The organism is Lyngbya sp. CCY1209, assembly GCF_055795065.1.
In genome coordinates this window covers 14,116-27,822 of the sequence record NZ_JAYFER010000213.1, presented here as the reverse complement: position 1 = coordinate 27,822, position 13,707 = coordinate 14,116, and the positions used below count along the sequence as shown (strand labels likewise).

General features: G+C 54.1%; 14 protein-coding genes. 11 read left to right on the top strand and 3 right to left on the bottom strand.

Annotation, left to right across the window (positions count from 1 at the left end):
* The 3 genes from AC0QHF_RS04420 to AC0QHF_RS04410 form a co-directional block, all read right to left on the bottom strand.
* Positions 1-3,743, bottom strand: a 3,743-nt coding sequence (locus AC0QHF_RS04420; protein WP_324702974.1) for a DUF4347 domain-containing protein, incomplete at its 3' end; no start/stop codon positions are given.
* Positions 3,744-4,235: 492 nt separating this feature from the next.
* Positions 4,236-4,961 (bottom strand): Bax inhibitor-1/YccA family protein, encoded by a 726-nt coding sequence (locus tag AC0QHF_RS04415; protein WP_324702973.1) that lies wholly within the window; start codon positions 4,959-4,961, stop codon positions 4,236-4,238.
* A gap of 95 nt (positions 4,962-5,056) precedes the next feature.
* Positions 5,057-5,656, bottom strand: a complete 600-nt coding sequence (locus tag AC0QHF_RS04410; protein WP_324702972.1) for a GerMN domain-containing protein — start codon at positions 5,654-5,656, stop codon at positions 5,057-5,059.
* Positions 5,657-5,910: 254 nt separating this feature from the next.
* Here AC0QHF_RS04410 and urtE point away from each other — a divergent pair, with 254 nt between their 5' ends.
* The 11 genes from urtE (at position 5,911) to AC0QHF_RS04355 (ending at position 13,602) form a co-directional block, all read left to right on the top strand.
* Positions 5,911-6,663, top strand: a complete 753-nt coding sequence (gene urtE, locus AC0QHF_RS04405) for an urea ABC transporter ATP-binding subunit UrtE (protein ID WP_473113552.1) — start codon at positions 5,911-5,913, stop codon at positions 6,661-6,663.
* A gap of 203 nt (positions 6,664-6,866) precedes the next feature.
* Positions 6,867-7,175 carry a hypothetical protein gene (locus tag AC0QHF_RS04400; RefSeq protein ID WP_324702971.1) on the top strand — a complete coding sequence of 103 codons (309 nt, stop codon included), beginning with the start codon at positions 6,867-6,869 and terminating at the stop codon, positions 7,173-7,175.
* A gap of 392 nt (positions 7,176-7,567) precedes the next feature.
* A complete protein-coding gene (locus tag AC0QHF_RS04395; RefSeq protein ID WP_324702970.1) occupies positions 7,568-7,795 on the top strand; it encodes a hypothetical protein in 228 nt (75 codons plus the stop codon).
* 12 nt (positions 7,796-7,807) lie between these two features.
* Positions 7,808-9,202 carry a F0F1 ATP synthase subunit beta gene (atpD, locus tag AC0QHF_RS04390; protein ID WP_324702969.1) on the top strand — a complete coding sequence of 465 codons (1,395 nt, stop codon included), beginning with the start codon at positions 7,808-7,810 and terminating at the stop codon, positions 9,200-9,202.
* Positions 9,199-9,588 (top strand): F0F1 ATP synthase subunit epsilon, encoded by a 390-nt coding sequence (locus AC0QHF_RS04385; RefSeq protein WP_324702968.1) that lies wholly within the window; start codon positions 9,199-9,201, stop codon positions 9,586-9,588. The genes atpD and AC0QHF_RS04385 overlap by 4 nt, the downstream gene beginning before the upstream one ends.
* A complete protein-coding gene (locus AC0QHF_RS04380) occupies positions 9,585-9,905 on the top strand; it encodes an AtpZ/AtpI family protein (RefSeq protein ID WP_324702967.1) in 321 nt (106 codons plus the stop codon). Before AC0QHF_RS04385 ends, AC0QHF_RS04380 begins: the two co-directional genes overlap by 4 nt.
* 124 nt (positions 9,906-10,029) lie before the next feature.
* Positions 10,030-10,785, top strand: coding sequence for an SDR family NAD(P)-dependent oxidoreductase (locus tag AC0QHF_RS04375; protein WP_324702966.1), 756 nt, complete (start codon positions 10,030-10,032; stop codon positions 10,783-10,785).
* Positions 10,786-10,819: 34 nt separating this feature from the next.
* Positions 10,820-11,116: an ATP synthase subunit I gene (locus tag AC0QHF_RS04370; RefSeq protein ID WP_324702965.1), complete on the top strand. Its 297-nt coding sequence runs from the start codon at positions 10,820-10,822 to the stop codon at positions 11,114-11,116.
* Between the two features lie 15 nt (positions 11,117-11,131).
* On the top strand, positions 11,132-11,815 hold the full coding sequence (locus AC0QHF_RS04365) for a F0F1 ATP synthase subunit A (protein ID WP_324702964.1): 684 nt from the start codon (positions 11,132-11,134) through the stop codon (positions 11,813-11,815).
* A 183-nt stretch (positions 11,816-11,998) separates the two neighbouring features.
* Entirely contained in the window at positions 11,999-12,277 is a 279-nt protein-coding gene (locus AC0QHF_RS04360; RefSeq protein ID WP_324702963.1) for a F0F1 ATP synthase subunit C, read from the top strand.
* A gap of 5 nt (positions 12,278-12,282) precedes the next feature.
* On the top strand, positions 12,283-13,602 hold the full coding sequence (locus AC0QHF_RS04355) for a F0F1 ATP synthase subunit B family protein (protein ID WP_324702962.1): 1,320 nt from the start codon (positions 12,283-12,285) through the stop codon (positions 13,600-13,602).
* Positions 13,603-13,707: the final 105 nt, after the last annotated feature.

Genomic DNA, 13,707 nt, shown 5'->3' with positions numbered 1-13,707 from the left:
CCGACGGTGGCGGTTCCGAAATCTACCGTTCCGGTGTTGTCGGGGATATCGGTATCTCCGTCCGAAACTTCGATTTCCGGGGTGGCAATTACCGTTCCAAATTCGTAGGCGCCGATATCAAATTCGGCGGTTCCATTTCCATCGCCATCAATGGGACGGGGTTCGCCGAGTTGATCGGTTGATGTTGCCGCATCGACACCCGCATCGATCGCCGGACTTCCTTCTAATAAAGGATAGAAATAAGTTCCGTTTTCATTTTGCAACGAACCCAACAGCGGATCGGCGATCGCGATGGAAGCAGTGGCGTTATAATCGTTGAAATTATTGGTGAGTTTTTCCGGCCATTGAATGTTTCCGCCGCCGTCAGTTAATTCGCGGTTGGTGTGTTGTTGAATTCCCCAGTCATTCGGACCGTTGTCGGCGGTATTGTTGGAAAAAATAGTGTTGGTGACGGTAACGGTGTCGTCACCCGAGGCGGCGATACCGCCACCCACCCAGCCGGCGAAATTGTCCGCGATCGTGGCGTTGACGATATCCGCCGGTCCATACAAAGCCATCGCGCCGCCATTTCCGGAGGTGGTGGGGGATTCGGCGCGGTTTCCCGAAAAGGTGGTATTGGTTACGGCCGTCGGCGCGTCCATCATCCAAATTCCACCCCCCTGATTGGCGGCGGTGTTGTTGATAAAGGCGGTATTTGTGACTTCAAATCCTCGGTTTAAGCCGTTGTTCATCTGCACGATCGCGCCGCCGTTTCCGTCATTTCCGCCGTCGGGAAGTGCGAGAACTTGGTTATCTTTAAAAACGCTGGATTCGACGATGACGTTATCTTGGGTTCCGGTGTAGAGGTAAGCCGCGCCACCTTCGCCTCGGCCGCTATTTCCTTCAAATACGCTATTTCTAATTGCAATTGTTCCGGAGGTATCGTCGGCGGAGGTACTGGCGCGATCGGTGTAAATGGCGCCGCCATATCCCCGCAAAAAAGGATTGTCATTTCCTTCGTCGTAAAACGCCGCCGTCGTGGTGTTGTTGACGAACCGAGAATTTTCGACGGTTAACTGACCATTTAAACTGTTGATCGCCGCACCGTTAATACCTTCATTTTCGATAAATTCGCTGTCGTTGACGGTCATCGCATCGGGTCCCCAGAATGCGATCGCACCCGCACCCCGTTCGTCATTTCCGGCAACAGCTTTATTGCGGTTAAAGGCACTTCCGGTAACGGTCAACTGACCTTCAAAGGCGCTAAAAATTGCGCCGCCACCCGCCTCCGCTATGTTATCGTTAAACGTGACATTCTCGACGGTCAAAATTCCCTGGTGGGTGGTGGCGATACCGCCGCCGCGATCGGAAGTGTACCCGTCAGAAATGGTAATGTCTTTAACCGTCAAACTGGTGGGAGTCGCGGAGGTTGAGTTGAGATAAAACACCCGCGAACTGTTATTGCCGCTGACGATAACGTTGGGATTATTGCTGCCATCGATAATCAGATTTTTGCCGACCGGAATTTCCAACTGTCCCCCCGTGAGGGTGATAGTATTTCCCCTGGCGAGATCAGCCGCAAATGTAATCGTATCTCCCGATTGCGCGTTAGCGATCGCGTCCCGCAGCGAACCTTCCCCGGAGTCGTTATTATTGGTGACAATTAAACTCGGTTCCGCCACCGTCGTCACCAATTCAAACGCGCCGATATCATATTCCGCCGTCCCGTTATCATCTCCATCCACGGGACGAGTTTCTCCCCGCTGGTCAGTCGTCACCGTATTAATATTCACCCCCGCATCGATCGCCGGACTATCTGTCAGTAGCGGATGGATTAATACCCCGTCAATTTCCTGCAAGTCTCCCAGCAGCGGATCAGTTAACGTTATGTTATCAGTAATTAACGTATCGTTTGCATTCAATTCGTTTGACTGAATATTTCCGCCACCATCGTTATATGTCGTCCCCGTGTGGTGATTGATATTCCAATCATTGCCGCCGTTGTTGGCGACATTGTACGCAGAAATTGTATTGGTTAAGGTCGCATTGCTGTTGTCTCCCCAAAATGCACCGCCTTGGAATCCGGCGTAATTGTTGGCGATCGTCGTATTAATAATATCGGTGTTATTCGTCCCATTGGCGAGCATAATCGCACCCCCCAAACCCTGATTTCCGTCGGCGGATTCGGCGCGATTTCCGGATATCGTGCTGTTGGTAATCGTGACGGGGGAAGTTTCGCCGATCCACAAACCGCCACCCTGACTGTAGGCACGATTATTGGCGAAAGTGGTATGGTTAATAATTAACTCGGCATTGCCATGTCGCAGTCCACCGCCTAAAGCCTGTCCCCGGCTACTTTCGAGAACTTCATTATCAATAATTCGGCTGTTTTCGATGATAACACGGTCAGGGGGATAGGCGTACAAGAACAGTCCGCCACCCTGTCCAGAACCTGTATTTCCCTCAATCAAACTATTGCTAATCCGAATTTCTCCGCCAACCGGCCCCGGCCCAAAATCCGACCCGGAGGCATTGGCGCCGTCGGTGAAAATTGCGCCGCCGTAACCGGAGGTTTCCACACCCAAATCCCCGGCGGTCGAGTCGTTATTTCGGAAGACGGAATCTTCGATCGCCAGATTTCCCAACAGGTGATTGATCGCGCCACCGTTGATACCTTTATTGTTTGTAAATGTACTCCCCGTTACGGTGAGGCTGCCGTCGCTTTTGGTCGCGATCGCACCCCCTCCCCGTTCGCTGCCTCCGGCGGTGCCGTCGTTGTTATCAAATTGGCTATTGATGACGGTGGTTGTACTTTTAAATCCGGTATAAATCCCCCCCGCAAACTGTGCGCGATTATTGTTAACTTCGCTATTTTCCAGGGTTAAATTGGTGCGTCCCGCCATGCGGATGCCGCCGCCGGCCCCTTCTTCCCCGTCTCCGGTGGCATTTCCGTCCGCAATAATCAGATTTTTTAATGTGACCGAAGGGGGGGTAAAATCCGCGCCAACTTGAATGTCAATAACTCGGTGATTTCCCCCGCCACTGAGGGTCAATCCCGGCGCGGCGGCGGCATCGATGGTGATGCTTTTGTCGATAATTAACTGTTCGCTGAGGCCGATCGCCTGACTTGACAGACCGGCATCAAATGTGATAATATCTCCGTCGTTGGAATTGGCGATCGCCTCCCGCAAAGAGCCGGAACCGGAATCGTTGAGATTGGTGACGGTGAGGGTCGCGAAGGTTCCCCGATAAGTCGCGATCGCACGATCTCGCAGAGGTAATTTTAATTGTACCGGCGCGGTGGAATATTCCAAATTCCAATTGCCAAATCCGACAATTTCCGCCGATGCAGAAACAATCGCCCCGGTAATTTTCGCCAAATTTTCAATCCAATGAATTCCCGTTTCCGCCGCCACCCGACAGCCGTAGAGAAATAGTGTCGCCGATTCGGATAAAGCAGATTTCCAACCCCGGACGCGATCGCTTTTCAACGCCTCGGCATCGAGAACCCCGCTTCCCAAATACAGCCGGCCGGGACTGCCGTGGGAAAAAATATGGACAGTCGCAATTTTTTCCCCCGATGTGGTATAATGATTTAAGATATCCGAAATCTGTGCGATCCCGTCGCGATCGCGATCGATAAAAATCGCCTCTATTCCATCTTCGACCCCATCTTTGAGGAGTTGGGGAGCGTCCAAATTGCGATCGATAAAGACGAGAGTTTTAGCCGGATTTCGAGACGCGAGATTCTGAGGGTCAAACATTCTGCATACTCCAAGCGGGTCTGTTGGTAGATTCATCCCCGGAGTTCTCAATTCGGATTTTAAGTCTCACTTTTTAAATTGGCATATCTCAAACCGAAACGAAATCAGATTTGTGCGGGTGTCGAGTTTCGCCCTTCCTCAACCCAACCTACGGGGTCAGCGGTTGATTGTCAGGATTGAATATGGATTAAAAACTGTGGAATAGTAAAAGGATTGGCACTCCCATTCAGCCACCACCCGGAAGCACCAATCCCGCTGACTCACCGCCCAACCATGAGAGCGATTCAGGAATCCCCGATCTCAGTCGAGGTATTACCTGTTGAGTCCTATTCCATTGATATCGATTTTTTTGGGAAACTGCCTCAGCAAATTTACTGAAATTGCGGGTTCAAAAATCTCAAAAGTGGGGTAAGATACGGTTGTATTTAGTGACACATCAAAAAAGCCGCAGCCTTTTCGGGTGCGGCTACGGCTCAAAATTCGGGTTAGAAATTAATCCCGATTGACGGCAATCAGCAATCGCAGGATGAAGATGAACAGGTTGATGTAGGTCAAATACATCGACATGGCTGCCGGAAGATATTGGTCATCCCGATAGGTGCGGGGGAGGATGAAGAAGTCCACCACCGCCGCCCCGGCGAACAGGAAGACGCCGAGCCCGGAAATGGCGATTTCCAACCAACTGGGGGTGAAGACGCCGAAAAAGGCGAAAATCACCTGGCCGACGATCGCCACCAGCAGGGCGATGATGCCGAGGCTGATGGTTTTGGTTAGGGCCATCCCATCTTCTTCCGAGAGGTTAGACCCAATTTGACGGCCGGCGATGAAGGTGACGCCGCAACCGAGGGCGGCGAAACCGATGCCGCCGATGCCGACGCCTTCGGTGCCCAGGGCGACGTACAGCAGGCCGCTGAGGGTGTATCCCGTCAACAGGCTGTAGGTGGCCAGCAGGGGCAGGGCGGCGCCGTTATTGCCTTTGAGGGCGACGCCGCGGCCGATGAAGAACAGGGCCAGTTCCGCGACGATCGCAATCCAAAAGGTGGTCATGAACAGTTGCGGGTTGGTCCCCAGAACTCTGAGGCCCCCGAACGACCCCACGGCGGTCAGAACTAGGCCCCCACCCACGAAGGGGAGAGCGTTAGCGATGACGTTGGGCCCGACGAGGGATTGCCCCCGAGCCTGCGATATCGCCTGACGAAAGTTACTGGTATTTGCCATTGCAACTCCTTGGTATGTCAAGTTTCTCTTCTTATTGTGACGGATTTCTCAAGTTTCAACGGCGGGCGATCGGCATGGGGTCGGTTAAAGGAAATCTACTGAAACTCTCGCTCAAATTGCTGGCGGGTGACGGGTTGAGGCACTTCCAGGCCTTCGCCGCCCAAGACATTCAGGGGTTCGCCGTTGACGGAAATCCGTACCGGGGCGTCGGGGTTCAAACTGGTGGCGGTGTAGACGACCTGGCCCAGACGCCCGATCATGGAGGCACTGCCGCCGCCTCGGGTAAATTCCGGGGACAGGTCCACCGCGATCGCACCGTCCGGGGTGGTAGCGAGGTTTAGCAGTTGGGTTCCGGGGGGAATTTCGCTGAAGCGGTCTGGCTGTTGCGGGCCCCAGAGGAGGCGTTCAAAGGCTGCGGTGAGGACGGCTTCGGGGCGATCGCTGCCCACTTCCAAGGCGACGGGGGTGGGTATAAATTCGATTTGGGTGTCTCCGCCGACCCAGTAAATTTCGACGGTTGTTTCGATAGTGACGGGGGATTCCGTGGGGGTGGGAGAGACATCGGGAACGGGGCGATCGCTTCTGGATGACATCATCCACCAGGTCGTCCCTCCGGCGATAACGGCGATCGATATCGCTACTCCGGCGATCGTACCTATTTTATTCTGACTGCGATCGGATTGCGGATCTTTCATCGGTTCGGCGCACGACTGTATCCTTGAGTTTAGCGGGCGATCGGGCGTTCTGACAAATGGATTGGACCCGTGCCGAAACTTGAAAGCTCAAAGCTGAGAGCTCAAGGCTATATAATGTCCGCGATCGCCCAAAAATTCCGATCCGATCCGGTGGCGGACAGACTCCCGGGCGATCGGGTGTCGAGATTTGAGATGATCCCCGAGTCAGGAGGTTTCTCTTATCTCTTTTCATTATACATGAAAAACATCAAAAAATGAGATCAACACAATCCGCGATCGCGCCGAATTTTGCCCCGTCAGACCTGATGTTGCAGGTTTCAGGATTGAATGTTTACTACGGCGAAAGTCACATTTTGCGGGATGTAGATTTGAGCGTCCCCGCCGGTCAGATGGTCTGCCTGATCGGCCGCAACGGGGTGGGCAAAACAACCCTGTTAAAAACCATCATGGGGCTGCTGAAACCCCGGACGGGGGAAGTGAAGTTTTCCGACATTCCCATCACCCAACTGCCCACCCACAAGCGGGCGAAATTGGGCATCGGCTACGTCCCCCAAGGGCGGGAAGTCATTCCCCGAGTCACGGTGAAAGAAAATCTGTTGTTGGGGTTGGAGGCGACCCCGGAAGGGCGGAAGGGAACGGCAGAAATTCCCGCAGAAATTTTCGATTTATTTCCAGTCTTAAAAACGATGCTATCTCGGATGGGGGGAGATCTCAGCGGAGGGCAACAGCAACAGTTGGCGATCGCCCGGGCGTTGATGGGAAAGCCCCGGCTGCTGGTATTAGATGAACCCACCGAGGGCATCCAACCTTCAATTATTTTAGAAATTGAGGCAGCGGTGCGGCGAATTATCGAAACTCGCGGGATTTCCGTTTTATTGGTGGAACAACATCTGCATTTCGTCCGCCAAGCCGATCGCTATTATGCCATGCAGAAAGGGGGAATCGTCGCTTCCGGGTTAACCGAAGATCTGACTCGGGACGTGATTCAAGAATTTTTGGCGGTGTAAATACCGCAGTTTTAACCCCCCATCTCAGCCCTCCCCTTTGCCAGGGAAGGGTTGGGTAAGGTTGTTCAATGATTCAATCTATTTCTAACCGAGGGCAGATGCGACTTCCGCCCGATTCTATCCGAGGGCAGATGGATGCGATCGCCCGAATGATTATGTTGGAAGTAAAGCCCGAAAACAATAAAAATTAAGAGGAAATATAAATGAAATATTTGAACTGGCGGCGGTACCTGACTGCCAGCCTCCTCATTTTAAGTGCGATCGGATTGCCGAACGCGGGACAGCTTTTCGCGCAAACCACACCCGACAATCCCCCGGAATCGACAGAACAGAACTTTGAACAAGCCGGGGAAGAGCTCCAAGACGCCGCCCAGGAAGCCGGAGAGGGCGTCGAAAAAGCGACCGATCGCGGATTGGCTGCGGCAACCGAAACCGTCCGCGAAAACGCCAATTGGGGCTGGCTGGGGCTGTTGGGGCTGCTGGGTTTACTCGGTGGCGGCCGGAAAAAATAGGCGTGAAATTTGCGGACGCCAATCGCCAGCTTCTACCCAAAGATAGAAGCCATTCAAAACCGTAGAATAGTAAAGGTCACCATCTATTTCTTGTGGGAGATGCGTCTCCGGCTCAATTCTGGTTAACTCGTAAAGTAAAGTGAACTTAACACCAGAGTAGACAGAACAGCAGCATTTAGAGGCATCTCAATCATGTCCCCCACATCCCCCATCACAATAATTCAATTCAATCCGATCAATTAAATCTGTGTAATCTGCGAAATCTGCGGATCTCCCCATCCCCCCAATTTTAGGAGAAAAAATGGTAGATACCACCAGTCCCCCGGCGGAAATCGAAGGGCGCGATCGCATTTAAAAACTTTCCCAATTTTAAAGTATTTGGAGAACTCAAAATGAATACCCCCCAAGAAACCCGAGAAATGCAAACCGAGGAACGCCAAAAAGAAAAACAGCGGCGGGAAACCCTCTCGGAACGGGCGCAGGAACAGATCGATCGCCCCGGCGTCGGCGACAATTCCACCCAAGAAGAAGCCCGGGAACTCGCCACCGCCCGACACCAAAGCGAACAGAACCGCCGAGATTCGATGGCGGAACGAGCCAACAGCGAACCCAGTCCATAGTTATAGCGCAAGATGACAGCAGCTTCAGAGTCCAAACAATCCGATCGGGGGAGCGTCGTATCGGTGCGGGGCAGCATCGTGGACGTACACTTTCCCCCGCCGATACCCGAACTTTACAGCCAACTGCGGGCCGGAGACGACGAAGAAATCGTCATCGAGGTCGTCTCCCACGTTGACGGGGAAACCGTGCGCGGGATCGCCCTCACCTCCACCGCCGGACTGGGGAGGGGTTCGGCCGTCCGAGATACCGATGCCCCATTACAAGTACCCGTCGGCGATCGCCTCTTGGGGCGAGTTTTTAATGTCTTCGGGGACACCATCGATCGCCAAGACCCCATCACGGGGGGACAGTGGCGGTCAATCCACAGACAACCCGTCCCCCTCCAGGAGCGATCGACCTCCTCGGAAATTCTGGAAACCGGCATCAAGGCGATCGACATCCTCACCCCCCTGGAACGGGGCGGAAAAGCCGGGTTATTCGGCGGGGCGGGGGTCGGCAAAACCGTGCTGATCACCGAAATGATCAACAACATGGTCACGCACCACGAAGGGATCAGCCTGTTTTGTGGCATCGGCGAACGCAACCGGGAAGCCGAGGAACTCTACCGGGACATGGAAGAGGCGGGGGTCCTGCAAAACACGATTTTGGTGTTCGGCCAGATGAACGAACCCCCCGGCGCCCGATTTCGCGTCCCCCACGCCGCCCTGACGATGGCGGAATATTTCCGGGACGACGCCCGCCAGGACGTCCTGTTGCTGATGGACAACATTTTCCGCTTCATCCAGGCCGGACAGGAGGTTTCCGGGCTCATGGGGCGTCTGCCCTCGCGGGTGGGTTATCAACCGACCCTGGGGACGGAACTTTCGGAACTGCAGGAGCGGATCAGCAACACGGCCACCGGGGCGATCACGTCCGTACAGGCGGTTTACGTCCCCGCCGACGACTTCACCGACCCGGCGGCGGTCCACACCTTCGGGCATTTGTCCGCCTCGATCGTGTTATCCCGGAAGCGGGCCAGCCAGGGACTTTATCCGGCGATCGACCCGTTGCAGTCGGGCTCGAAAATGCTCTCTCCGACGGTGGTGGGCGATCGCCATTACCAGATCGCCCAGGCGGTGCGGCAGACCTTGGCCGGGTACGAGGATCTCAAGGATATCATCGCCATGCTGGGGATCGAGGAACTGTCCCAGAGCGATCGCCAGACGGTGTACCGGGCCCGGCGGTTGGAGCGGTTTTTGACCCAACCCTTTTTCACCACCGAACAATTTACCGGGAAAAAGGGGAAATTGGTGGATCTCGACGCCGCGTTGGACGGGTGCGATCGCATCCTCAACGACGAGTTTTCCGACCGTTCCGAGCGATCGCTCTACATGATCGGCAGTATCGACGAGGCGAAGTCAAAATGAACCTAAAAATTTTGCTCCCCACGGAAATTTTACTCAACGAAACCGTCGATAAGGTGTCCGCCGAGGCCGAAAACGGCGCCTTCGTCCTGCTTCCCAACCACATCGATTTCGTCGCCCCCCTGGTTCCCGGCATCCTTTCCTTCACGTCCGGAGGCGGCGGGGAAACCTTCGTCGCTGTGGATGGGGGAACCCTGGTGAAGTGCGGGGATGAGGTGCTGGTGTCCGTGCGGCAGGGGGTGCGGGGGACGGATCTCGACAGCCTGGAAGATACGGTGGAAGGGGAATTTCGCCAACTCGGCGATCGCGAACGGCAGGCCCGATCCGCCGTCGCCAAACTGGAGGCGGGATTGATCCGAGGATTTGTCGAAACGGGAGGTAGCCAGTGAAACGTTTTCCCGAGGAAGAACCGAAACGAGTCGTTGACACCCGCGAAGAACTGCGGCGGGAGGTGCGGAAGAAGTCCGATCGCCGCCTGAAAGCGCGACGGGAGGGCGATCGGAGCCTTTTGTTCGGGCTGGGGATGTATGGTTTGGTGGGCTGGGCGGTGGCCATTCCGACGCTGATCGGGATCGCGATCGGGGTCTGGATCGATACCAACTGGCCGAGTCGCTATTCCTGGACGCTGATGCTGTTGTTTGTGGGGGTGGTTTTGGGGTGTTTTAATGCTTGGTATTGGGTGGAACGGGAGCGGAGAGATCTGTGATTTTTGGTTTTTAATAAATCCGCAGATTTCGCAGATTTCGCAGATTTTATGGGGATGAATTTGGGTGGGATGGGGAGATTGGGAAAGATTTGCAATCGAAAATTATCGAACTGGGAGAAAGGTTATGGGACGAGTTGATAATAAAATTGCGGTGGTGACGGGGGGCGGCGATGGGATCGGCCGCGCTACGTCGATTTTATTGGCTTTGGAAGGGGCGAATGTCGCCGTCACGGATATTGATGAGAGTCGGGGGCGGGAGACGGTTACGGAAATTGAAAAGACGGGGGGGAAGGCGCAGTTTTTCGCCCACAATGTCGCCGATGAGGAGGGCTGGGAACGGGTTCTCGACGGTGTGGAAGATGCGTTCGGTTATCCGAATGTTTTGGTTAATAATGCTGGGTTGTTGTTGTATAAAGAACTGACGGAAACGACGGTGGAAGAGTGGCGAAAGTTGATGGATGTGAACGCCCTGGGGGTGTTTTTGGGGATGAAACATTGTACGCCCAGGATGGTGGAAGGGGGTGGGGGTGCGATCGTTAATTTGTCCTCGACGGCGGGGATTGTCGGGGTTGCGCGTCAGTCTCTTTATGGGGCGACGAAGGGGGCTGTCCGCACGATGACGAAGGATGCGGCGGTGGAGTTGGCGCCGAAAGGGGTGCGGGTGAATTCTATTCATCCGAGTATTATTGATACGGAAATGGCGGATTACGGGGCGCAGGAACGGCAGGCTTCTAAGGAGGAAATCGGCCAACTTTATCCGCTGGGGAGAATTGGGGAACCTCTGGATGTTGCCTATGCGACGTTGTTTTTAGTGTCGGATGAGTCGAAGTTTGTCACGGGTTCAGAGTTGGTGATTGACGGGGGGTATACGGCGAAATAGTGGGTTAATTTTTTAAATTAAAAAGGAGGATGAAATGGAGAATATTTGGTTGTTGGTTTTGGCTGCGATCGCGGGTTGTTTATTGGGCGGTTTTTACTTCGGCAGTTTGTGGATTACGGTGCGTCAGTTGCCGACGACGGCTTGGCCGATGCGGCTGACTATCGGCAGTCTGCTGGGGCGGATGGCGGTCGTTTTATTGGGCTTTTTTATCGTCATGAACGGGAGTTGGCAGCGGGCGATCGCCGGCCTGGTGGGATTCATCGTCGCCCGCACGATTTTGACGCGCTATTGGGGGCCGAAACGGCAGTTGATGACGGATAGTTTGGAATGAGGAAATACCGGATCGATGAATATCAGTCCCGACAATATTATTTTTTGGCAGTGGAATTTCGTCACCCTCAACGCAACCATCGTCTATACTTGGCTGGTGATGGCGATTTTGGTGGGTGTTTCCTGGTGGGTATCCCGCCAATTATCCGTCGAACCGCAGATGTCGCGCTGGCAAAATGGGCTGGAAATTATTGTCAGCGGGATTCGGGATCAGATCCGGGACGCGACGGGAAAAGATCCCCATCCGTTCATGCCGCTGATCGGTTCCCTGTTTTTATTTATTACTCTGGCGAATTTGCTGACGATTTTTCCAGTTTATGAGTCGCCGGCGGGTTCCCTTTCGACGACGGCGGGGTTGGCGCTATGCGTGTTCGTCGCCGTCCCCTATTTTGGGATTAAAAACAGCGGATTTAAGGGCTATCTCAAGCACTTTGTCGAGCCGTCCCCGTTCATGCTACCATTTCAAATTATCAGCGAAATTTCCCGGACTGTGGCGATGGCGATCCGCTTGTTCGGAAACGTGATGAGTACGGCGCTGTTGGTGGCAATTTTGTTGTCGATCGCACCTCTCTTTTTCCCGATTTTGATGCGGTTATTCGGCGTTTTGGTGGGAGTCATCCAAGCCTACGTTTTCGCGATTTTGGCAATTGTTTACATCGCCTCGGGAATGCGGGAACAGCAGCGGCGGGAGAGGGAGTAGGGAGTCGGGAGTCGGTGCGGCTGAGGCGCGAAACCTGACACAAAAATTATCGCAGGTATCGCGATCGCGTGTTTACAGTTCCGGAAAGGGGAAAAACCTTGAAATTATGATGAAAAGGAAGTTCCCATCCCCACACCCCACACCCCATCTAAATAGTCAATTCAGGAGTCAAAAAATTGAATTATGGATAATCTCGGTTTAGTCGGTTTAGTTTCAATTTTTACGGCGGGAATTTGCATCGGTTTGGGGGCGATCGGACCCGCGATCGGGGAAGGTTTGGCCCTGGCGAATGCGATGCGGGCTCTGGCGCAGCAGCCGGATCAGTCCAATACAATTACCCGGACGCTTTTTGTGGGGATGGCGCTGATCGAATCGACAGCGATTTACTGTTTTGTGGTGTCGATGATTCTGATTTTTGCCAATCCGTTTTGGAATCACTTTTTGAATCAAGGGGGGGGATAATTTAGATGCTGATCGATTGGTTTACAGTTGTCGCGCAGATCGTCAATTTTGTCATCCTGGTGTTTTTGCTGCAAAAGTTCCTGTACAAACCGATTGTCGGCACGATACAGAAGCGGCAAAACCGGATACAATCTCGGTGGGATGAGGCGCAGCAGGCGCGAGAAAAGGCGGAACGGGAGGCGGAAACCTACCGGCAACGGCGGCGAGAATTGGACGATCGCCGTTCTGCTTTGAGGTCGGAGGTGAAGCGGGAAACCCGGGAACAGCGGGAAACGTGGCTGGAAGAGGCCCGCCGGGACGTCGATCGCCAGCAGCGGGAGTGGCGACAGGGGCTCCGCCGCCAGCAGTCCCTCTTTTTCGACACCCTGCGGAATCAGACAGTCCGCCACCTCTACGACATGACGCGGGGTGCCCTGCGGGAAATCGCCGATACGGATTTGGAGAAACAGGCGATCGCGCAATTTCAACGCCGCCTCGACGGGATTGGCGATGAGGAGAAACGGCAACTGCGGGAGTCCCTCGATCGCTCGGATGAAGCGATCGCGGTCCGCAGCAGTTTCGAGATCCCGGAGGACACCAAAAACAGCATCTTCGAGCAATTACGACATCTCACCGGAGACAGAGATTTGTCTCTCGCCTCCGAAGCGGAAGAATCCGCCGAATTGAACGGAAACAGCCCGGAATCTCCGGAAGAAATCGAAGATAAAATCCCCGTTTTCTTCGAGCGATCGCCCCGTTTAATCTGCGGTATCGAAGTTCAGATCGCCGGCTACGAAATCGGTTGGAGTTTGAATCACTATATCGAAGGTTTAGAAGAACGTTTGTCGGAATGCCTGCAGGCGGAAATTGAAAAACGGCGATCGCGGGAAGACAGGCCGGAAGAAGAGGCCGAAGAACGGTTGCAACGGCGGGCGATCGAGAAAACCCGGGCGATCGTCCGGCGCACGTTGCGGGATCTGGCAAACGAAGACCTCGAACGGCAGATGATTGCCGTTTTCCTCAAATCTCTGCAACAGATCGACCCGAAACGGCGACAAGCCCTCGACCGCGCCCTGGCGGAAACCGACGAAATCCTGACCGTCCGCAGCAGTTTCGAGATACCGGAAACGGAGAAAGAGCAGATCGTACACCACCTGAAATTTAAGGGATTAATTAACAACAAAAATCGGGTAAAATTCCACCGCTCAGACCATCCTATCTGCGGGATAGAGCTGCAAATCGGAGGGCATGAAATCGCCTGGAGTATCGACCGATACCTCCAAAACGTAGAAGATAAATTGTCGGCGAACCTCGCATCTAACGGCCATTTCCCCGCCTCCGGGTAGGGGGGATTTGCCCGGTCGCCAGCCGGGGCTATTTTTCGATTTCAAAATCAAACCGATATAGCCGCGATACTTACGCATTTGGATGGATGTGGATCGCGAGGGACA